Here is a 20,212-nt window from a genome sequence, read left to right as displayed (position 1 = left end):
CACGGTCCTCGGAGTGCATGAGTGACAGTCCTGACGAAAGGTCGGTTTGTATGAAAATCATCTAACTCGGAGGAGCCTGCATGCCCACGCTCACACATCCACGCACCATCGGTTCCCGTGCGGGCGCCACCGTCGTCCTCACCGCCCTCGCCGCGGCGGGTGCGTGGTGGGTGGCGGCGCCGAACGCGGTGGCCCAGGGGGAGAACGGCGACATCAGGCTCCACCGGGTGGGCGTGCCCTTCGGTGTCTCGAAGGACGACCCGATCGTCTGCAAGTTCTACCTCGACGCCGTCAACTTCGATGTCCTCCGCCTGATCGACTACACCATCACGCCGCAGCCCCCGCTGCCCACCGCGGCCAGCGTCACCGGCACCATCCAACTTGCCGGCGGAGCGGGCCACACCGACCCGCTGGGGCTGGCGGACGGGCAGTACCGGATCACCTGGGTCGTGAACGGCGCGACCAAGGAGAAGGTCTTCCGCGTCAACTGCCACGACGGCAGGCAGGACGGGGCGCAGGCCCAGAACGGCCAGAACGGCCCCAACCCCCTCAACGGGCAGAGCGACCAGAACGGCCCGAACGCGCAGGACGGCCCGAACGGCCGGATCGAGGACAGCCAACGCAACGACACGGCCTGGGTCCAGGGCGGCGACCGCAACGGCCCCGAGGGCGGGGTGCACGCGGGCGGCGGCGGTATCGCCGACCCGACGGCCGCGTTCTCCCCCCTGGCCGCGGCCACGGCCGTGAGCCTGGTCGCCGTCGGCGGCGTGGTGTACGTCCGGCTGATCCGCCGCCGCCCGCATGGCGCCGCGTAGGCGCAGACGCAGGCCGTGGTACCGGACCCGCGCCTACCGCCTCGCCAGGACGGCCGTGCTGGCGATCGTCCTGGTGGCCGTGGTCCGGTGGTGCGGGGACGGCGGGCCGACCGTGCCGGCCGGGCCGGACGCCCTGGCGGCCGGCCCGGGAGCGGACCGGGACGGGGCCGACGGGGCCCGGCCCGGACCGCCGCCCCGTCCGCTGTCCCGGTCCCGGCCGACCTCGCTGCGCATCCCGTTCCTGGGGGTCGACGCGCCGGTCGTGGGCGTCGGGCTGGACCGGGACCGGCAGTTGGAGACACCGCCGGTCGACAAGTCGAATCTGGTCGGCTGGTTCGAGGGCGGTGCCACGCCGGGCGAGTCCGGCCTCGCGGTCGCCGTCGGCCACCGCGACACCAGGACGGGACCCGCCGTCTTCGCCGCGCTCGCCCAGGTGAAGCCGGGCAAACGGATCGAGGCCGCGCGCGCCGACGGCCGTACCGCCGTGTACACCGTGGACCGCGTGCAGGTCTACGACAAGGCGGACTTCCCCGACCAGGAGGTGTACGGCCCGACCCGGCGTCCCGAACTCCGCGTGATCACCTGCGGGGGCCTCTTCAGCCGGCGGACCGGCTACACCAGCAACGTGGTGGTCTTCGCCCACCTGGCCGCGACCCGGTGAGCGGCCGGCGGCCGTGGGCCGCCGCGGCTCGACCGGGACGAGTGAACCGCGGCGGAAAGCCGGGAACGGGGAGGGCCGAACCCTCTAGGAAGGGGGCATGCGCACTCCATCCCTCCGCAACCGGTCGGCCCTGGCCGCGGCCGGGATCCTGCTCGCCGGTGCTCCGGCCGCGTTCACCGCGTCGGCCGACGGCCGCTCTCCGGCCGCGCCGGCCCGAGGCGGGCCGTACCTGGAGACGCGGCTGTTCTTCGGCACCGCGCGGCCGGACGGCGGACCGGCCGTCACCGACCGGCAGTTCACGGCGTTCGTCGACCGGGAGGTCACCCCCGACTTCCCCGACGGGCTCACCGTGCAGAACGGGCGCGGACAGTGGCGGGACACGCACGGGACGATCGAGAAGGAGCGGTCGTACGTGCTGACCCTGCTCTACCCGCAGTCGGCGGCGCGGGACGGTGACCGGAAGATCGAGGAGATCCGCCGGGCCTACGAGAAGGCCTTCGCGCAGGAGAGCGTGGGCAGGGTGGACGAGCACGTCCAGGCCGACTTCTGATGACTCCGGGGCACGTCTGGCGGAGTAAAACTATCGCCGCTAGTTTGTGACTCGGACGACGCAGCCCCGCCGGGAGGAAGCAGCATGAAGGCACACGACGGCCTGTACATCGACGGCGACTGGCGCGCCGCCGAGAGCCGGGACGTGATCGAGGTGGTGAACCCGGTCGACGAGCAGGTCGTCGGCCGGGTCCCGGCGGGCGGCGCGCCGGACGTCGACACCGCGGTGCGCGCCGCGCGTGCCGCCCTTCCGGCGTGGGCCGCCACAGCGCCCGCCGAGCGGGCCGCCCGGCTCGGTGCCCTGCGCGACGTGCTCGCGGCCCGGAAGGACGAGATCGCCGAGACGGTCACCGCCGAACTGGGCGCACCGCTCGCGTTCTCCCAGGCCGTCCACGCGGCCGTGCCGATCGCGGTGGCCGGCTCCTACGCCGAACTGGCGGCCGTCCACCCCTTCGAGGAGCGGGTCGGCAACTCCACCGTCTACCAGGAGCCGGTGGGCGTGGTGGGCGCCATCACGCCCTGGAACTACCCGCTGCACCAGATCGTCGCCAAGGCTGCCCCGGCGCTCGCCGCCGGCTGCACGGTCGTGCTCAAGCCGGCGGAGAACACCCCCGTCACCGCGCAGCTGTTCGCCGAGGCCGTGCACGAAGCGGGCTTCCCCGCCGGTGTGTTCAACCTGGTCACCGGCCTCGGCCCGGTCGCCGGGCAGGCCCTCGCCGAGCACCCGGGGATCGATCTGGTCTCCTTCACCGGCTCCACGGCCGTCGGCAGGCAGATCGGCGCGGTGGCCGGAGCCGCCGTGAAGAAGGTCGCCCTCGAACTCGGCGGCAAGTCCGCCAACGTCATCCTCCCGAGCGCGGACCTCGCCAGGGCCGTCAACGTCGGCGTCGCCAACGTGATGTCCAACTCCGGCCAGACGTGCAGCGCCTGGACCCGGATGCTGGTCCACGCCGACCGGTACGAGGAGGCGGTCGAGCTGGCGGCGACGGCCGCGGAGAAGTACGGGGAGCGGATCGGACCGGTGGTCAGCGCCCGGCAGCGGGACCGGGTCCGCGGTTACATCGAGAAGGGCATCGCGGAGGGCGCGCGGCTGGTCGCCGGCGGCCCCGACTCCCCGCGTGAGCGTGGCTACTTCGTCAGCCCGACCGTCTTCGCCGACGTCACCCCCGAGATGACGATCGCGCAGGAGGAGATCTTCGGCCCGGTCCTGTCGATCCTGCGCTACGAGGACGAGGACGACGCCCTGCGCATCGCCAACGGCACGGTCTACGGGCTCGCGGGTGCCGTCTGGGCCGGGGACGAGGCGGAGGCGGTGGCCTTCGCCCGGCGCATGGACACCGGGCAGGTCGACATCAACGGCGGCCGCTTCAACCCCCTTGCCCCGTTCGGCGGTTACAAGCAGTCGGGCGTCGGCCGGGAGCTGGGCGCGCACGGCCTCGCCGAGTACCTCCAGACCAAGTCCCTTCAGTTCTGAGGAGGTTGCTCCGATGCCCTGCACGGTCCGCGCCGCCGTACTGCCCGCCGTGGGCGCCCCGCTGTCGGTCACCGCGATCGAACTTCCGGACCCCGGCCCCGGCCAGGTCCGGGTCCGGCTCGCCGCCGCCGGTGTCTGCCACTCCGACCTCTCCCTGTCCGACGGCACCATGCGGGTGCCGGTCCCGGCGGTCCTCGGCCACGAGGGCGCGGGCACCGTGGTGGCCGTGGGGGAGGGGGTCACCCGGCTCTCGCCGGGTGACCCGGTCGTCCTCAACTGGGCGCCGTCCTGCGGAAGCTGCCACGCCTGCGCACTCGGCGAGGTATGGCTCTGCGCCAACGCCCTGAACGGCTCCGCCGACGTCCACGCCCGCACGGCGGACGGCACCGACCTGCACCCCGGCCTGAACGTGGCCGCCTTCGCCGAGGAGACGGTCGTCGCCGAGTCCTGCGCCCTGCCCCTCCCGCCCGGTGTCCCGCTCGCCGACGCGGCCCTCCTCGGCTGCGCGGTCCTCACCGGGTACGGCGCCGTCCACCACTCGGCGCGGGTCCGGGCGGGCGAGACGGTGGCGGTCTTCGGCGTCGGCGGAGTGGGCCTGGCCACCGTCCAGGCGGCCCGGATCGCGGGCGCCTCCCGGATCGTCGCGGTGGACGTCTCCGCGGCGAAGGAGGAGCTGGCGCGCGCGGCCGGCGCCACGGACTACGTCCTCGCCTCCGACACCACGCCCCGCGCCATCCGCGCCCTCACCGGCAGACAGGGCGTCGACGTCGCCGTGGAGTGCGTGGGTCGCGCGGTCAGCATCCGCGCGGCCTGGGAGTCCACCCGCCGGGGCGGGCGTACGACGGTGGTCGGCATCGGTGCCAAGACCGAACAGGTCGCCTTCAACGCCCTGGAGCTCTTCCACTGGGGCCGCACCCTGTCCGGCTGCGTCTACGGCAACTCCGACCCGGCCAGGGACCTGCCGGTGCTCGCCGAACACGTGCGGGCGGGTCGTCTGGACCTCGGGTCGATGGTGACGGAACGCATCGCTCTGGAGGGCATCCCGGCGGCCTTCGAGAACATGACGGCGGGCAAGGGCGGCCGGGCGCTGGTCGTCTTCTGACCGCCGTGGGGGGGGCGCGGCCCGGGGGCGGGGACGCTCACCGGCGTCGGCAGGGTGCCTCCCCCAGCCCTCGGTCTGGGGGACCCCTGCCCACCCGTGCCGCCCCAGCGGCGCGACTGCCCGCGGCTGGGACAGGGACACGGCTGCAGCGCCCCGTCAGGGGCGCGGGGCTGTATCCGATGTGCGGCTCCGCCGCGCGGGCGCGATCAGCCCCCACCGGCCCGCGGTCGGCCACGAACCGGTCACCCCTACGCCGTCTCCCTGAACTGCGCGCTCAACCCGTCCAGCAAGGCCCGCAACCCCGTCTCGAACGCCCGCTCGTCGATCTTCTCCTGGCGCTTCGAGAGAAGGTGCGCCTGGCCGAGATGCGGATAGTCGGCCGGGTCGTACGCGCTGACGTCGTCCACGAAGCCCCCGGCGAACGACCCCAGCGCCGAGCCCATGATGAAGTACCTCATCAGCGCCCCGATCGACGTCGCCTGCGCCGGCGGCCACCCCGCGCCCACCATCGCGCCGTAGACCGCGTCGGCGAGCCGGAGCCCGGCCGGGCGGCGGCCGGGGCCCCGGGCCAGGACCGGCACGATGTTCGGGTGGTCGCGCAGCGCCGCGCGGTACGACACCGCCCAGTCGTGCAGCGCGGTCCGCCAGTCGTGGTCGGCGTCCTGCCCGAGGTTCTCGAACATCGACAGGTCGACCTGCGCGCTGACCGAGTCCGCGACCGCCTCCAGGATCTCGTCCTTGGTGCGGAAGTGGTTGTAGAGCGAGGGCCCGCTCACCCCGAGCTCGGCCGCGAGCCGGCGGGTGGAGACGGCCGCGAGGCCCTCGGCGTCGACGAGTTCCCGGGCCGCCCGGACGATCCGGTCGGTGCTCAGCAGGGGCTTGCGCGGTCGGGCCATGGCGCACATAGTAGGGCTGCGAGAAGAAACTAGCAGTGCTAATTTAAAGGGTGGTCGCATGGTGAACCTGGGGCTCAGCGAGGAGCAGACCGCCGTCCGGCAGCTCGCCCGGGACTTCGTCGACCGCGAGATCACCCCGAACGCGACCGCCTGGGACCGCGCCGAGGAGGTCGACCGGGGGATCGTGAAGAAGCTGGGCGAGGTCGGCTTTCTGGGGCTGACGATCGGCGAGGAGTACGGCGGTTCCGGCGGCGACCATCTCGCCTACTGCCTGGTGACGGAGGAGCTGGGCCGCGGTGACTCCTCGGTGCGCGGCATCGTGTCGGTCTCCCTCGGCCTCGTCGCCAAGACCGTCGCCGCCTGGGGGACCGAGGAGCAGAAGCGGCGCTGGCTGCCGGGGCTCACCTCCGGCGCGTACGTCGGCTGCTTCGGCCTCACCGAACCGGGCACCGGCTCCGACGCGGGCAACCTCACCACCCGGGCCGTTCGCGACGGCGACGACTACGTCGTCAACGGCACCAAGATGTTCATCACCAACGGCACCTGGGCCGACGTCGCCCTCCTCTTCGCCCGCTCCACCGACGCCCCCGGCCACAAGGGCGTCTCCGCCTTCCTCGTGCCGGCCGACACCCCCGGCCTCACCCGCCGTCCCCTGCACGGCAAGCTCGGGCTGCGCGGCCAGGCCACCGCCGAGCTCGTCCTGGAGGACGTCCGGGTCCCCGCCTCGGCGATGCTCGGCCCCGAGGGCAAGGGCTTCTCGGTGGCCCTGTCCGCGCTGGCCAAGGGGCGGATGTCGGTCGCCGCCGGCTGTGTCGGGATAGCACAGGCCGCGCTGGACGCGGCCGTCGGCTACGCGCGGGAGCGCGAGCAGTTCGGCACGCCGATCGCCGGGCACCAACTGGTCCAGGAACTGATCAGCGACATCGCCGTGGACGTGGACGCGGCCCGCCTGCTGACCTGGCGGGTGGCCGATCTGATCGACCGGGGGCTGCCGTTCGCCACCGAGTCCGCCAAGGCCAAGCTCTTCGCCTCCGAGGCCGCGGTGCGCGCCGCCAACAACGCCCTCCAGGTCTTCGGCGGCTACGGCTACATCGACGAGTACCCGGTCGGCAAACTCCTGCGCGACGCCCGCGTGATGACCCTCTACGAGGGCACCAGCCAGATCCAGAAGCTGCTCATCGGACGGGCGCTGACGGGCGTCTCGGCGTTCTGAGTACGTCCCTGAGTATCGCGACGGATGTGGCGCGGGCCACGTGCGGCGATGCTCGGACCATGAGTGACACACCGGTCAGACACCAGAACACGGCTGCCTTCTACGGTCAGGCCGTCGCCTCCTTCGCCCTCGCCCTGACGGCCACCGCCATCGGCGTCTTCCGGCTGCACGCCGACGCCTGGGTGCGTGGCTTCCTGGGCATCGCCGTGCTCTACCTCGTCACCTCCGCCTTCACGCTCGCGAAGGTGGTCCGCGACCGCCAGGAGGCCGGGCAGATCGTCAGCCGGGTCGACCAGGCCAGGCTGGAGAAGCTGCTCGCCGAGCACGACCCCTTCGAGAATCTCTGAGACATCGCCCGGAAAAGCTCTGAGCGGGCACACTAAGCGCTCGCTCAGCTTCGGCGGTATGGTGGAGCCCCGGCATCGAGAGGGGCGAGCGAGCGATGAGTACGGCGGAGGAGACGACCGGCGGCGAGGTCGAGCCGTGGGAAGAGGTCACCCCTGACGCGGCCCGGCGACTGCTGGTCGCCGCCGTGGAGGCCTTCGCCGAGCGCGGCTACCACGCCACCACCACCCGCGACATCGCGGGCCGGGCCGGCATGAGCCCCGCCGCGCTCTACATCCACTACAAGACCAAGGAAGAGCTGCTCCACCGGATCAGCCGCATCGGTCACGACAAGGCACTGGACATCCTCCGGACGGCCGCCCGGCGCGACGGCACCGCCGCCGAGCGGCTCGCCGACGCGGTCAGCTCGTTCGTCCGCTGGCACGCCGGGCGGCGCACCACCGCCCGGGTCGTGCAGTACGAACTCGACGCCCTCGGCCCCGACGCCCGCGCCGAGATCCTCGACCTGCGCCGCCAGGTCGACGCCGAAGTGCGCGGGATCGTCCAGGAGGGCGTCGCCTCCGGCGAGTTCGACGTCATCGACGTGCACGCCACCACCCTCGCGGTGCTGTCGCTCTGCATCGACGTCGCCCGCTGGTTCAACGTCCACGGCCCTCTGACCCCCGATGAGGTCGGCGCGCTCTACGCCGACCTCGTGCTCCGGATGGTCGGGGTCAAGTAGCGGCGGGGCCGCTCGCAGGCGGTCGCTCAGAGGTAGTACCGGGACACCGACTCCGCGACGCAGACCGGCTTGTCGCCGCCCTCGCGCTCCACGGTGAAGGCGACGGTCACCTGGACGCCGCCGGTGACGTCCGCCACGTCGGTGATGGTCGCGGTGGCGCGCAGCCGCGAGCCGACCGGGACAGGGGAGGGGAAGCGGACCTTGTTGGTGCCGTAGTTCACGCCCATCTTCACGCCCTCGACCTTGATCAGCTGGGGGCCGAAGAGCGGGAGCAGGGACAGGGTGAGATAGCCGTGCGCGATGGTCGTGCCGAACGGGCCCGCGGCGGCCTTCTCCGGGTCGACGTGGATCCACTGGTGGTCACCGGTCGCCTCCGCGAACAGGTCGATCCGCTTCTGGTCGACCTCCAGCCAGTCGGTGTGGCCCAGCTGCTCGCCCACGGCCGCCTTCAGCTCGTCGGGGGAGGTGAAGATCCTCGGTTCTGCCATGTCGCCGGCCCTCTCGCACTCACAGGATCACACGTTGCCATGTCTAAGCAACTGCTTAGCATGGTCGGGTGCGAGCCGCCTGTCAACGGACCGCGACTTCTGCCCGCTGGGTAGTCTCTGACGGGTGCCGCAGATTCCCGAGAAGATCCACGAGCTGACCGTGGGCCAGTTGTCCGCGCGCAGCGGCGCCGCCGTGTCCGCGCTGCACTTCTACGAGTCCAAGGGCCTCATCAGCAGTCGGCGGACCTCCGGCAACCAGCGCCGCTACACCCGCGACACCCTGCGCCGGGTCGCCTTCGTCCGGGCGGCGCAGCGGGTCGGGATCCCCCTCGCGACGATCCGCGAGGCCCTCTCGGAACTTCCCGAGGAGCGCACGCCGACCAGGGAGGACTGGGCCCGTCTCTCGGAGGCCTGGCGCGCGGAACTGGACGAGCGCATCAGGCAGCTCAACCGCCTGCGCGATCACCTGACCGACTGCATCGGCTGCGGCTGTCTGTCCCTGGACACGTGTGTGCTCTCCAACCCGGACGACGCATTCGGCGAACGCCGGGCGGGTTCCCGGCTGCTCCCGGAGCGCCCGGAGCGCACGCGGTGAGACCGGGGCGTGCGCGGTGAGGCCAGAGCGCGCCCGCGGGGAGGCGAGGGCGCACGCTGATGGGCCGAGGCGCACGCTGAGGGCCGAGCGCACGCGGTGGGTGCGGGGCGCACGCTGACGGGCGGGGCGCAAGCTGAGGCCGGAGCGCGCGCGACAGTAAATCAGGTGCTCGGCCCGGACGGTACGCGTGGCGGCTGTGCGCCGAGCGGCGGCCGCCGGGGGGGGGCACGGGGCGCCGGTCGCCACGGACGGCGGCCGGGCGGACGGCAGTTGGGGGTGCGGCATCCCCGGCGCACCCCCACATGGTCAGGCGGACATGAGGAGCCGCCCGCGCCTGGCGTAGGCCAGCGCCTCGGCGGTGAGCACCGGACGCGGCACCAGGATCCCGCAGTCCGCGCAGACCGGACCGGCGGAGGGCTCGTGGTCCAGGTCGTACTTCCAGATGAGGCGCTCCCCGGCGCACACCGGGCAGACGGTGCCCGGCTCGCGCTCCAGGGCGGCGATCAGCCGTCGCAGCACCTCGGCGAGTGGTTCGTCGGGGTGGACCCGTGGGTCGTCGCACCAGGCCACTCCGAATCCGCCCCAGGTCAGCCGGTGCCAGTCGTCCACGCTGCCCGGGCGGCGCAGCCCGTCGTGCTTCTCCTTCTTGCGGCGCTCGGCGAACTCGCTCTCATAGGCGAGCCATACCGTCCGCGCCTCCTCCAGCTCCTCCAGTGCACCCACGAGACGCACCGGATCGGGAGAGCGGTCCTCGGGACCGAACCCGGCCCGCGAGCACAGATGGTCCCAGGTCGCGCGGTGCCCGTAAGGAGCGAACCGCTCCAGGCACTTGCGCAGCGAGTAACGCCGCAGCGCCAGATCGCACCGCGGGTCTCGCACCTGTCTCGCCAGACTCCGGAAACCGGCCATCGCCCTGCACCTCCGTCACACCTGCAGCTGTACTTCGGTCACTTCGGCGTCGCCGCACGGGCTTCGCGCGACGTTGCCGTATAGACGTATCGACACGCGAATCGGCTCCATCCGATTTCCGATGCCGTCCATAAGGCCGCCCGCCTTGACCGACGGCCGGTGACACCGCCGACGGGGAGGACCAGTTGAAAACTTGACGCATGTTCATCTTCAATCTCGGGGATACCGGCGGTAACGTCCGGCCCACCCCCGTCGTTGAGGAGCCGCCATGCCACGGCGCACCAGACATCACGCGTTGTTCGACAAGCTGAGAACTCCCCGCAAGCTCCCCGGGTTCCTGAAAGCCGCATCCGTATGCGTGCTCGTCGCCGGACTGCTCTCCCCGCTCGTCCAGGCGACCCCGGCGGCGGCCGCGGCCTCCAACGACTACTGCGGCGGCCAGTGTTCCGACATCCTGCCGCCCGGTGAGAACGGCAACGCCACCCTCGCCCAGATCCTGCTCAACCAGGTCTTCGGCACTCAGCCCAGCCACGCCGAGGACCAGCTCGGCCTCTACAACAACCTGGCCACGGGCTACTCCACCCTCACCGACGCGAAGATCAACACCTTCTTCAACGACTCGTCGTTCGGGGTTCCGTCCGGTCAAGTCGCCTCCACGGAGAGCCCGGCCGGCCGCAGCGACGTCACCATCGTGCGCGACAAGGCGACCGGGGTGCCTCACATCACCGGTACCACCAGATACGGCACGGAGTTCGGCGCCGGGTATGCCGCCGCTGAGGACCGGCTGTGGCTGATGGACGTGTTCCGGCACGTGGGCCGAGGCCAGCTCACCACCTTCGCCGGGGGCGCCGCCTCCAACCAGGGCCTTGAACAGGAGTTCTACCGCAACGCCCCCTACTCCGAGGCCGACCTCCAGGCGCAGATCGACAACGCCGTCGCCAACAACGGCGCCCGCGGCCAGCAGGCCCTCGCCGACGCCAACGCCTACCTCGACGGCATCAACTCCTACATCGACGCCTCCGACAGCGGCCGCTACTTCCCGGGCGAGTACGTGCTGACCGGGCACAAGGACTCGATCACCAACGCCGGCACGATCGACCACTTCAAGATCACCGACCTGGTGGCACTGGCCTCCGTGATCGGCGCGCTGTTCGGCTCCGGCGGCGGTGGCGAGGTCAACAACGCCATCTCGCTGCTCGCCGCCCAGGAGAAGTACGGCGTGACCGAGGGCACCAAGGTCTGGGAGTCGTTCCGCGAACGCAACGACCCCGAGGCCGTGCTCACCGTGCACAACGGCGAGAGCTTCCCCTACGGCACCAAGCCCGCCGACCCGCAGGGCGAGGCGCTGCCGGACGCCGGGTCGGTGAAGACCGAACCGCTGGTCTACAACGCCACCGGCACCGGAGCGAACCAGAGCGCCAGCGCCGCCTCCGCCGCGGCGACCAGGACCGCGCTCAGCTCGGCCAGGCGCGGCATGTCCAACGCCCTCGTCGTCAGCGGCAAGTACACCGCGAGCGGTCACCCGATCGCCGTGTTCGGACCGCAGACCGGCTACTTCGCCCCGCAGCTCCTCATGCTCCAGGAGATCCAGGGGCCGGGCATCAGCGCCCGTGGCGCGTCCTTCGCCGGTCTGAGCATGTACGTCGAACTGGGCCGAGGCCAGGACTACGCGTGGTCCGCGACCACCTCCGGGCAGGACATCATCGACTCCTACGCGGTCGAACTCTGCCAGGACGACTACCACTACCTGTTCCACGGCACCTGCACGGCCATGGACGAGGTCGAGCAGACCAACTCCTGGAAGCCGACCACGGCCGACGGCACGGCCGCCGGGTCGTACACCATGAAGGTCTGGAAGACCAAGTACGGACCGGTCGAGTACCGGGCCACGGTGGGCGGGAAGAAGGTCGCCTACACCACCCTGAGATCCTCCTACATGCACGAGGCCGACTCGATCATCGGCTTCCAGATGCTCAACGACCCCGACTACGTGAAGAGCCCGCAGACCTTCCAGAGCGCGGTCCAGCACATCAACTACACCTTCAACTGGTTCTACGCCGACTCCTCGCACACCGCGTACTACAACAGCGGCAACAACCCGGTGCGGGCGAGCGGGGTCGACCCCGAGTTCCCGGTCTGGGGCCAGGCCGCCTACGAGTGGCAGAACTGGGACCCGGCCACCAACACGGCCGACTACACCCCGGCCGCCCAGCACCCCCAGTCGATCGACCAGGACTACTACATCTCCTGGAACAACAAGCAGGCGCTGAACTACACGACCGCGAGCTGGGGCGACGGTTCGGTCCACCGGGGCAACCTGCTGAACGACCGGGTCAGGAAACTGGTCGCCGCCGGGGGCGTGACCCGCTCCGCGCTGGTCAAGGCCATGGCGGACGCGGCGCTCACCGACCTGCGCGCCGAGGACGTGCTGCCCGACCTGCTGAAGGTGATCAACAGCAGTACGGTGACCGACTCCACGGCCGCCGCGGCCGTCACCAAGCTCCAGACCTGGCTGACCGCGGGCGGCAAGCGCACGGAGACCTCGGCGGGCTCGAAGACGTACGCCAACGCCGACGCCGTCCGGATCCTGGACGCCTGGTGGCCGCTGCTGGTGAAGGCCGAGTTCCAGCCCGGCCTCGGTGACGACCTGTACACCGCGTTCACCAACAACCTGTACATAGACGAGACCCCCTCGGCCGCCCACGGACCGACCGGTGCGCATGCCGGTAGCTCCTTCCAGTACGGCTGGTGGAGTTATGTCGACAAGGACATCCGATCGGTGCTCGGGCAGACCGTGTCGGGGCCGCTCGCCGAGCAGTACTGCGGCGGCGGCAGCCTCAGCGCCTGCCGGGACATCCTCATCAGCACCCTGAAGACGGCGGCCGGCACCAGCGCGTCCACCGTCTACCCCGGGGACTCGCTGTGCTCGGCCGGCGACCAGTGGTGCGCCGACTCGATCGTGCAGCGCACCCTGGGCGGCATCAAGCACTACAACATCAGCTGGCAGAACCGGCCGACCTTCCAGCAGGTCGTGGAGTTCACGTCACACCGGTGAGCCGGACACCAGTGAGCCGGACACCAGTGAGCCGGACACCGGTGAGCCGTACACCGGTGGGCTGATGCCCGACGGCGGCGGGGTCACGCGATGTGTCCCGCCGCCAGCACCACCCGGGCCAGTTCGGGGTGCACGATGTCGCTGTGCGCCCCGGACGGCGGGCCGCCCCTGCACACCACCGCCGCCGCGTCGACGTTCACGCAGCCCGGCGCGGCGAGCGGACCGCGCAGCGCCCCGGCCAGGTCCAGCGACCGGGTGCCCGGCACCTCCTGGACGCCGTCGTGGCCCATCGCGCCCCACTGGTCGCCCAGCGCCCGCCCCACGTCCTCGCCCAGCGCCGACTCGCAGTCGTCCGCCATCCGCGAGGCCAGCGGATACAGCGTGCCGAGCGCCTCGTCGAAGTGCGAGTAGCAGCACACCAACGGGCCGTCGATCCGGTTCTGCTGTCCCTGCAGCACCCCGCCGGCGCGCGGGTCGTGCGGCAGCCGGGCGGCGAACGCGTAGTGCGAGAAAGCACCTTGCAGCAGGGTCACGGACTTCACCGTGCGCACCCCGTCCGGCAGCCCGCGCAGCGCGAACGACACCAGCCGGCCGCCGAAGCTGTGCCCGACCAGATGCACCCGCACGTCCGGCGCCGCCTCGGCCAGCCGCCCGATCACCGGCCCGAGCCCGCGCTCCCCGACGGTCCCCGCGCGCCGCTTCATCGCGTAGTAGGTCGCCTGCCGCAGCAGCTCCTTGGCACCGTCCCAGGGGTTCGGCACCGTGAACCCGGCCGCGCAGCCGTCCCCTTGGAGACCGGCCAGTGCCGCCGCGAACTCCTCGCACAGGGCGGTCGTGTCCCCGCCGAACAGCACGGGTTCGCCCTGCGGGACGCCCTCCGCGAGTGTGTCCGCCGCGAACAGCGGCTGGGGCCCGCCGGGGAGGACCTCGACCAGCAGTCGTACCAGGCGCCCGAACTCCACCAGTTCGCCCGCCGGGCGCTGCTCCAGCATCCGCGCGAGCTGGTCGACCACGGTGGCCCGCCCCGGAAACGTCTCCAGGAGCGCGTTCCGGGTGTCCTTGTCGAGCACGGGGGCCCGGGTCTCCTCCGCCTCCGTGGCCACCACCGACTTGGGGAAGTCGGGGATCGGCTCGTCGCAGAACCGCATCGACGGCCAGATCACCCCCGCGTACCCGATCCGCGCCCGCGGCGCGAGCTTCGGGATCGGTGCGAAGAACCGCCGGTACAGGCGGGTCGCGCCCGACCGGTCGTTGTTCCAGCCGTGCGCGAAGACGATCAGGTCGTGGAGGCCGTGGCCGCCGATCTCGGCCAGCAGCCTGTCGCGTTCGGCGACGTCCGGGTCCCCGTCCGCGTCGAAGGTCAGCTCCCAGTAGGGAGTCACGCTCATCCCAGGATCCGCCATGCCGGGCTCCTCGTCCCCGAAACCGGTGCGATGTGCGCGCATCGTCCTGCCACGGTGCAAGATTGGCCATACCACGCGCCTCACCTGTAGAGGAGAAAATCCTTTCGGATCCGGCGGAAAGCGGCGAGTTCGTCCTGCCAGGCGTCGACGACCTCGTCCGGGCCCGCGCCCGTGTCGATCATCGTGCGCACGCGCGCGGAGCCGGTGAGGCTGTCGATCCAGTCGTCCGGGCGCCAGGCGAAGCCGCTCCACACCTTCTTCGCGGTGACCAGCAGGCCGATCCCGGTGCGCACGGGGTCGTAGGCGTCGCGGTCGTGCACATGGATCTGCACGCCGCCGACGGTGCTGCCCTGGAACTTGGAGAAGGTGGGCGTGAAGTACGCCTCCCGGAACCGCACGCCCGGAAGCGCCAGTTCGTCGGCGGCGGCGGCCCAGCGCGCGTCGATGCCCTCCGCGCCCAGCAGTTCGAAGGGGCGGGTGGTGCCGCGGCCCTCCGAGAGGTTGGTGCCCTCGAAGAGACACGTTCCCGAGTAGACCAGGGCGGTGTCCGGGGTGGGCATGTTGGGGCTCGGCGGCACCCACGGCAGGCCGGAGGCGTCGTAGAAGCGTGCGCGGCTCCAGCCCGTCATCGGTACGACGTCCAGGGCGACGGGTGTGCCCAGGAACTCCGCGTTGAACAGCCGCGCGAGCTCGGCGACCGTCATCCCGTGCGCCTGCGCGATCGGCTGCCGGCCGACGAAACTGGCGAACTCGCGGTGCAGGACGGGGCCTTCGGCCGTGCGGCCGGTCACCGGGTTGGGGCGGTCGAGGACGACGACGCGCTTGCCGGCCAGCCGGGCGGCCTCCATGCAGTCGTAGAGCGTCCAGATGTACGTGTAGAAACGGGCGCCGACGTCCTGGATGTCGAAGACGACGGTGTCCACGCCGGAGGCGGTGAACACGTCGGCGAGGGGCCGGCCGCTCTTGAGGTACGTGTCGTATACGGGGAGGCCGGTCGCCGGGTCGTCGTAGCGGCCCTGTGAGCCGCCGGCCTGGGCGGTGCCGCGGAAGCCGTGCTCGGGGCCGAAGACGGCGGTGAGGTGCACGCGGGGGTCGGCGTGCATGACGTCGACGATGTGGCGGGCGTCGGGGGTGATGCCGGTGGGGTTGGTGACGATGCCGACCTTCTGGGCGGCGAGGAGGGCGTAGCCGTCGGCGGAGAGGCGGTCGAAGCCGGTTCTGAGCCGGCCGTGGGGGTCGGCTGGGGTGGCCGCGGGTACGGCTGTCACCGCCGCTGCCGTTGCCGCCGTGGCGGCGGTGAGCAGACTTCGTCTGGACGGGCGCATGTGGGGGGGCCTCCGTGATCGTCCGGGTGCACGTCGAGTGTGGCCGCTCGCGCAGTTCCCCGCGCCCCTGGGCGGGTGCGGTGGTCGCGTGTCGGACAGCGGAGGCTTTCGGTTCAGGGGGCCTTCGCCGTTGTCCGGGTGCGGGCCGGGTGTGGCCGCTCGCGCAGTTCCCCGCGTCCCTGGGCGGGTGCGGTGGTCGCGTGTCGGACAGTGGGGTGCGTTTTCCGCGGCCCCTTGGAGGCGTGTTTCGGTGGGGCCTTTGCTGGAACATACCGACCGGTTAGTGTGTCGGTGCTGACGGCCAGACTGGTCGCGTCGTGTCGAAGGAGACCGATGGTGGGAGCCGTGCAAGATGCCCGAGTCGTGGTCACCGGGGCGGGAGGAGGCATCGGGGCGGCTCTCGCCCGCCGGTTCGCCGCCGAAGGCGCTCGCGTCGTCGTGAACGACCTGGACGGGGAGAAGGCGGCCGCCGTCGCCGCCGAGATCGGCGGGATCGCGCTGCCCGGGGACGCGTCCGGCGTCGTCGGCGCCGCCCGGGACGCGCTCGGCGGGAGCGTCGACGTCTACTGCGCCAACGCCGGGCTCGGCTCGGGCGGGTCCGAGGCGGCCGCCGCGGCCGTGTGGGAGTCCGCCTGGGACGTCAACGTCATGGCGCACGTACGGGCCGCGCAGGAGCTGGTGCCGGAGTGGCTGGAGCGGGGGAGCGGGCGGTTCGTGTCCACCGTGTCCGCCGCCGGACTGCTCACCATGATCGGAGCCGCGCCCTACAGCGTCACCAAGCACGCCGCCTACGCCTTCGCCGAGTGGCTGTCGCTGACGTACCGGCACCGCGGCCTCAAGGTGCACGCCATCTGTCCGCAGGGCGTCCGTACCGACATGCTCGCCGCCACCGGCAGCGCGGGCGACATCGTGCTCCAGCCGACCGCGATCGAGCCGGAAGCCGTCGCGGACGCGCTGTTCAAGGGGATGGCGGAGGACCGGTTCCTGATCCTGCCGCACCCCGAGGTCGCCGGTTACTACCAGGCGCGGGCCACCGACCCGGACCGCTGGCTGACGAACATGAACCACATCCAGCAGAAGTGGGAGGCCACCCGGTGACCCGGCCGCGGACCGAGTCCGGCTACGCCGCCCGGCCCTGGGTGGCGCTGCTCGACGAGGCCCAGCGCGGGCCGGTCGACCCGCCCGCCTCGCTGGTACGCGCCCTGCGCGCGGCCGTGGCCGAGGCGCCCGACCGCACCTGCCTCGCCTACTTCGACGCCCGCCTCAGCTTCCGCGAGGTCGACGAGCTGAGCGACTCCGTCGCCGCGCACCTCGCCGGGCGCGGTCTGGAGCGCGGCGACCGGGTCGCCGTCGTCCTGCAGAACTCGCCGCACTTCGTGCTGGCGCTGCTCGGCGCCTGGAAGGCGGGCGCGACCGTCGTGCCGGTCAACCCGATGTACAAGTCGGGGGAGGTCGCCCACGTCCTGCGGGACGCGGAGGTGACCGCGCTGGTCTGCTCGCAGCGGGCCTGGGAGTCCTACCTGCGGGACACCGCCGCCGACTCCCCGGTGCGGATCGTGCTCACCGCGAGCGAGCTGGACTTCCAGACCCGGGACGACCCGCGCGTGCTGGGCTTCGAGCGGCTGCCGCAGGCCGCCGACGCCGAGGACCTGGTCGCCGTCGCGCGGCAGGGCGGCAGGGCGCCCGAGGGGCGGGAGCCGGAGCCGTCCGACATCGCGCTGATCAGCTACACCTCGGGGACCAGCGGCGCCCCCAAGGGTGCCACCAACCTGCACGGCAACATCATGTACAACGCGGAGCGGCAGCGGACCGGGCTCGGGCTGCCCGACGCGCCGGTCTACTACGCCCTCGCGCCCCTCTTCCACATCACCGGCATGGTCTGCCAGCTGTGCGCCTGCCTCACCAGCGTGGGCACGCTCGTGCTCACGTACCGCTTCGAGCCGGGCCTGGTGCTGGAGGCGTTCGCCGAGCACCGCCCGCAGTACACGGTGGGGCCGTCCACCGCCTTCATGGCCCTGGCCGCCCACCCGGACGCCACCCCGGAGCACTTCGCCTCCTTCGTCACCATCTCGTCCGGCGGAGCGCCGCTGCCGCCGGCCCTGGTGGAGAAGTTCCGCGCGGGCTTCGGGCCGTACATCCGCAACGGCTACGGGCTGACCGAGTGCACCGCGCCGTGCGCCTCCGTGCCGCCGGGCCTGGAGGCGCCCGTGGACCCGGTCTCCGGGACCCTCGCGGTCGGGCTGCCGGGGCCGGACACGATCGTCCGGATCATCGACGACCAGGGCCGGGAGGTGCCCTTCGGCGAGCAGGGCGAGATCGCCGTACGGGGGCCGCAGGTGGTGCCCGGGTACTGGCGGCGGCCCGAGGCGACCGCCGAGACCTTCCCGGACGGCGAACTGCGCACCGGCGACATCGGGTTCATGGACCCGCAGGGCTGGCTGTACGTCGTCGACCGCAAGAAGGACATGATCAACGCGTCCGGGTTCAAGGTCTGGCCGCGCGAGGTCGAGGACGTCCTGTACACCCACCCGGCGGTACGCGAGGCGGCCGTGGTCGGGGTCCCGGACGGGTACCGCGGCGAGACCGTCAAGGCCTACATCAGTCTTCGACCGGGAACCGCAACCGATCCGGACGATCTCGCCCTCTATTGCAAGGAGAGGCTGGCGGCCTACAAATATCCGCGCCAGGTGGAGATCCTGCCCGACCTGCCGAAGACGGCAAGTGGGAAGATCCTCCGACGGGAACTGCGTTCCCGACCGCAACAGAGGTAGCAGTTTCGAGAAAGGCAGGTGGCGGCAGTGCCCAGGACGACGGACGGAGACGGGGCTCCTGTTCCGCAGCGGCTTCTCGCCGCCGCCACCCGGCTCTTCGCGGAGCAGGGGTACGACCGGACCTCCGTGCAGGAGATCGTGGAGGCGGCCGGCGTCACCAAGGGGGCGCTGTACCACTACTTCGGCTCCAAGGACGACCTCCTGCACGAGGTGTACGCGCGCGTGCTGCGCGTCCAGCAGGAGCGGCTCGACGCCTTCGCGAACGCGGACGAGCCGATCGAGAAGCGGCTGCGCGGCGCGGCGGCGGACGTGGTCGTCACGACCATCGAGAACCTCGACGACGCCATGATCTTCTTCCGCTCCATGCACCACCTGAGCCCGGAGAAGAACAAGCAGGTGCGCGCCGAGCGCCGTCGCTACCACGAACGCTTCCGCGCGCTGGTCGAGGAGGGCCAGCGGACGGGGGTCTTCTCCACCGCGACCCCGGCCGACCTCGTCGTCGACTACCACTTCGGCTCGGTCCACCACCTGTCGACCTGGTACCGCCCCGACGGCCCCATGACCCCCCAGGAGGTCGCCGACCACCTGGCCGACCTGCTGCTGCGGGCACTGCGTCCCTGATGCGCCTACGCTGGAACGGCTGTGTTCCCTCCACAAGCCGGCTCGGGGGGAAGGAGACCGAGTGCGATGGCGAAAGTGCTCTTCATCGTCAGCGGGGCCACCTACTGGGTGCTGAAGGACGGCACCAGACACGCGACCGGCTACTGGGCCGAAGAGTTCGCGATGCCGTACAAGAAGATCACCGAGACCGGTCACGAGGTCGTGGTGGCGACGCCCGGCGGCGTGGTCCCGAGCGTCGACATGATGAGCCTGCGCCCGTCGATGGCGGGCGGCGAGGAGATGGCCCTCGAACTGGAGGAGATCATCCGCTCCGCCGAGGTCCTGCGGCGGCCCCTGCAGCTCTCCGACGTCCGCCTGGAGGACTACGACGCGGTGTACCTGCCCGGCGGCCACGGCCCGATGGCGGACCTGGCGTTCGACGCCGACTGCGGCCGCCTGCTGACCGCGCAGCTCGCCTCGGGCAGGCCGCTGGCGATCGTGTGCCACGCTCCCGCCGCGATCCTCGCCACCAGGATCCACGGGAAGTCGCCCTTCGAGGGGTACCGCGTCACCTGCTTCACCGACGAGGAGGAAGCGGGCGTCGGCCTGGCTCCCCGGGCACCGTGGCTGCTGGAGACGGAGCTGAAGGACAAGGTCGGCATCGACTTCAGCCGCGGCCCGATCTGGGAGCCCTACATGGTCGAGGACCGCAATCTGATCACCGGCCAGAACCCCCATTCGGCGGCGATCCTGGCGGACCGGCTGCTCCAGATCCTCAAGTAGCCGAGCCCCTCGGCACCGGGCACCGGCCGACGCCCGGGTCGGCGAGGTCCGCACGGTGCTGAGTCTCATGGACGCCTACCTGCTGTGGCGTCGTACGCCGTTCCCGGAGCGGTTCGACCAGGGAACTGATGCTCGCGCACAGCGATCTGGCAGGCGCCGACGAGTACGTCACGACGGTGATCCGGTTCGTGGAGAGCGGGATCTTCAAGCCGGCGCGGGCAGACGTCCTGGCGGAGCTCCAGGAGCTGATGCGGCGGACCGAACGGCTCGGCGAGGCGGCCACGGGCGCCGACCTGGAGGTCGCCCGCGCGCAGCACGCCTACGCGGTCCTGCTGGACCTCGTCCACCGGCGGTTTCTCGAAGCGGGCGGCTCGCCCGAGTGAGCGGTCGGTGACGCACCGAGGAGGGGGGGGCGGGCGAGCACACGTCTGCCCCCCAGTCACAAGACCAACAATAGAAAAAACCCACAACATCATTAAAAGTGGTTTTGTGGTTGTGGGGGTTGTT

The 20,212-nt window shown here is 71.7% G+C and carries 20 protein-coding genes; 15 read left to right on the top strand and 5 right to left on the bottom strand.

The window, feature by feature from the left end:
• Positions 1 to 80: 80 nt before the first annotated feature.
• From AB0M11_RS21835 to AB0M11_RS21815, 5 genes are all read left to right on the top strand, one after another.
• Positions 81 to 815: a hypothetical protein gene (locus AB0M11_RS21835; RefSeq protein ID WP_365707874.1), complete on the top strand. Its 735-nt coding sequence runs from the start codon at positions 81 to 83 to the stop codon at positions 813 to 815.
• Positions 802 to 1,476: a class F sortase gene (locus tag AB0M11_RS21830; protein WP_365707872.1), complete on the top strand. Its 675-nt coding sequence runs from the start codon at positions 802 to 804 to the stop codon at positions 1,474 to 1,476. Before AB0M11_RS21835 ends, AB0M11_RS21830 begins: the two co-directional genes overlap by 14 nt.
• A gap of 97 nt (positions 1,477 to 1,573) precedes the next feature.
• Positions 1,574 to 2,026 (top strand): DUF3574 domain-containing protein, encoded by a 453-nt coding sequence (locus tag AB0M11_RS21825; protein ID WP_365707870.1) that lies wholly within the window; start codon positions 1,574 to 1,576, stop codon positions 2,024 to 2,026.
• Positions 2,027 to 2,110: 84 nt separating this feature from the next.
• A complete protein-coding gene (locus tag AB0M11_RS21820; protein ID WP_365707868.1) occupies positions 2,111 to 3,499 on the top strand; it encodes an aldehyde dehydrogenase family protein in 1,389 nt (462 codons plus the stop codon).
• Positions 3,500 to 3,512: 13 nt separating this feature from the next.
• Entirely contained in the window at positions 3,513 to 4,601 is a 1,089-nt protein-coding gene (locus AB0M11_RS21815; protein ID WP_365707866.1) for a Zn-dependent alcohol dehydrogenase, read from the top strand.
• Positions 4,602 to 4,849: 248 nt separating this feature from the next.
• Here the strand turns inward: AB0M11_RS21815 and AB0M11_RS21810 are convergent, their stop codons facing one another.
• The gene (locus AB0M11_RS21810; protein WP_365707864.1) at positions 4,850 to 5,497 is read right to left on the bottom strand and encodes a TetR/AcrR family transcriptional regulator; all 648 of its coding nucleotides are present in this window, start codon (positions 5,495 to 5,497) and stop codon (positions 4,850 to 4,852) included.
• Between the two features lie 61 nt (positions 5,498 to 5,558).
• Here AB0M11_RS21810 and AB0M11_RS21805 point away from each other — a divergent pair, with 61 nt between their 5' ends.
• The 3 genes from AB0M11_RS21805 (at position 5,559) to AB0M11_RS21795 (ending at position 7,776) form a co-directional block, all read left to right on the top strand.
• Positions 5,559 to 6,710, top strand: a complete 1,152-nt coding sequence (locus AB0M11_RS21805; RefSeq protein ID WP_365707965.1) for an acyl-CoA dehydrogenase family protein — start codon at positions 5,559 to 5,561, stop codon at positions 6,708 to 6,710.
• A 59-nt stretch (positions 6,711 to 6,769) separates the two neighbouring features.
• On the top strand, positions 6,770 to 7,057 hold the full coding sequence (locus tag AB0M11_RS21800) for a YiaA/YiaB family inner membrane protein (protein WP_365707862.1): 288 nt from the start codon (positions 6,770 to 6,772) through the stop codon (positions 7,055 to 7,057).
• Positions 7,058 to 7,152: 95 nt separating this feature from the next.
• Positions 7,153 to 7,776, top strand: a complete 624-nt coding sequence (locus tag AB0M11_RS21795; protein WP_365707860.1) for a TetR/AcrR family transcriptional regulator — start codon at positions 7,153 to 7,155, stop codon at positions 7,774 to 7,776.
• A 26-nt stretch (positions 7,777 to 7,802) separates the two neighbouring features.
• Here AB0M11_RS21795 and AB0M11_RS21790 read toward each other — a convergent pair whose 3' ends face one another.
• Positions 7,803 to 8,264 (bottom strand): MaoC family dehydratase, encoded by a 462-nt coding sequence (locus tag AB0M11_RS21790; RefSeq protein WP_365707858.1) that lies wholly within the window; start codon positions 8,262 to 8,264, stop codon positions 7,803 to 7,805.
• 124 nt (positions 8,265 to 8,388) lie between these two features.
• Here AB0M11_RS21790 and soxR point away from each other — a divergent pair, with 124 nt between their 5' ends.
• Positions 8,389 to 8,859, top strand: a complete 471-nt coding sequence (gene soxR / locus AB0M11_RS21785) for a redox-sensitive transcriptional activator SoxR (protein ID WP_365707856.1) — start codon at positions 8,389 to 8,391, stop codon at positions 8,857 to 8,859.
• A gap of 306 nt (positions 8,860 to 9,165) precedes the next feature.
• Here soxR and AB0M11_RS21780 read toward each other — a convergent pair whose 3' ends face one another.
• Positions 9,166 to 9,768 (bottom strand): hypothetical protein, encoded by a 603-nt coding sequence (locus tag AB0M11_RS21780; RefSeq protein WP_365707854.1) that lies wholly within the window; start codon positions 9,766 to 9,768, stop codon positions 9,166 to 9,168.
• A 268-nt stretch (positions 9,769 to 10,036) separates the two neighbouring features.
• Here AB0M11_RS21780 and AB0M11_RS21775 point away from each other — a divergent pair, with 268 nt between their 5' ends.
• Positions 10,037 to 12,823, top strand: a complete 2,787-nt coding sequence (locus tag AB0M11_RS21775) for a penicillin acylase family protein (RefSeq protein ID WP_365707852.1) — start codon at positions 10,037 to 10,039, stop codon at positions 12,821 to 12,823.
• Between the two features lie 83 nt (positions 12,824 to 12,906).
• Here AB0M11_RS21775 and AB0M11_RS21770 read toward each other — a convergent pair whose 3' ends face one another.
• Positions 12,907 to 14,226: a serine-threonine protein kinase gene (locus AB0M11_RS21770; protein ID WP_365707850.1), complete on the bottom strand. Its 1,320-nt coding sequence runs from the start codon at positions 14,224 to 14,226 to the stop codon at positions 12,907 to 12,909.
• An 80-nt stretch (positions 14,227 to 14,306) separates the two neighbouring features.
• On the bottom strand, positions 14,307 to 15,551 hold the full coding sequence (locus AB0M11_RS21765) for a DUF1343 domain-containing protein (protein WP_365707848.1): 1,245 nt from the start codon (positions 15,549 to 15,551) through the stop codon (positions 14,307 to 14,309).
• Between the two features lie 333 nt (positions 15,552 to 15,884).
• On the opposite strand from AB0M11_RS21765, the gene AB0M11_RS21760 reads away from it, so the two are divergent.
• From AB0M11_RS21760 to AB0M11_RS21740, 5 genes are all read left to right on the top strand, one after another.
• Positions 15,885 to 16,649, top strand: a complete 765-nt coding sequence (locus tag AB0M11_RS21760; protein WP_365707846.1) for an SDR family NAD(P)-dependent oxidoreductase — start codon at positions 15,885 to 15,887, stop codon at positions 16,647 to 16,649.
• A complete protein-coding gene (locus AB0M11_RS21755; protein WP_365707844.1) occupies positions 16,646 to 18,322 on the top strand; it encodes an AMP-binding protein in 1,677 nt (558 codons plus the stop codon). Before AB0M11_RS21760 ends, AB0M11_RS21755 begins: the two co-directional genes overlap by 4 nt.
• A 27-nt stretch (positions 18,323 to 18,349) precedes the next feature.
• Positions 18,350 to 18,943, top strand: a complete 594-nt coding sequence (locus tag AB0M11_RS21750; RefSeq protein WP_365707842.1) for a TetR/AcrR family transcriptional regulator — start codon at positions 18,350 to 18,352, stop codon at positions 18,941 to 18,943.
• Positions 18,944 to 19,009: 66 nt separating this feature from the next.
• A complete protein-coding gene (locus AB0M11_RS21745; protein WP_365707840.1) occupies positions 19,010 to 19,705 on the top strand; it encodes a type 1 glutamine amidotransferase domain-containing protein in 696 nt (231 codons plus the stop codon).
• A 128-nt stretch (positions 19,706 to 19,833) separates the two neighbouring features.
• A complete protein-coding gene (locus tag AB0M11_RS21740; protein WP_365707838.1) occupies positions 19,834 to 20,088 on the top strand; it encodes a hypothetical protein in 255 nt (84 codons plus the stop codon).
• The last annotated feature ends 124 nt before the right edge of the window (positions 20,089 to 20,212 follow it).

It is taken from the genome of Streptomyces sp. NPDC051987 (genome assembly GCF_040680735.1).
Taxonomy (GTDB): domain Bacteria; phylum Actinomycetota; class Actinomycetes; order Streptomycetales; family Streptomycetaceae; genus Streptomyces.
The sequence above is the reverse complement of the archived record's forward strand: the minus strand, read 5'-3'. Positions and strand labels throughout refer to the sequence as shown.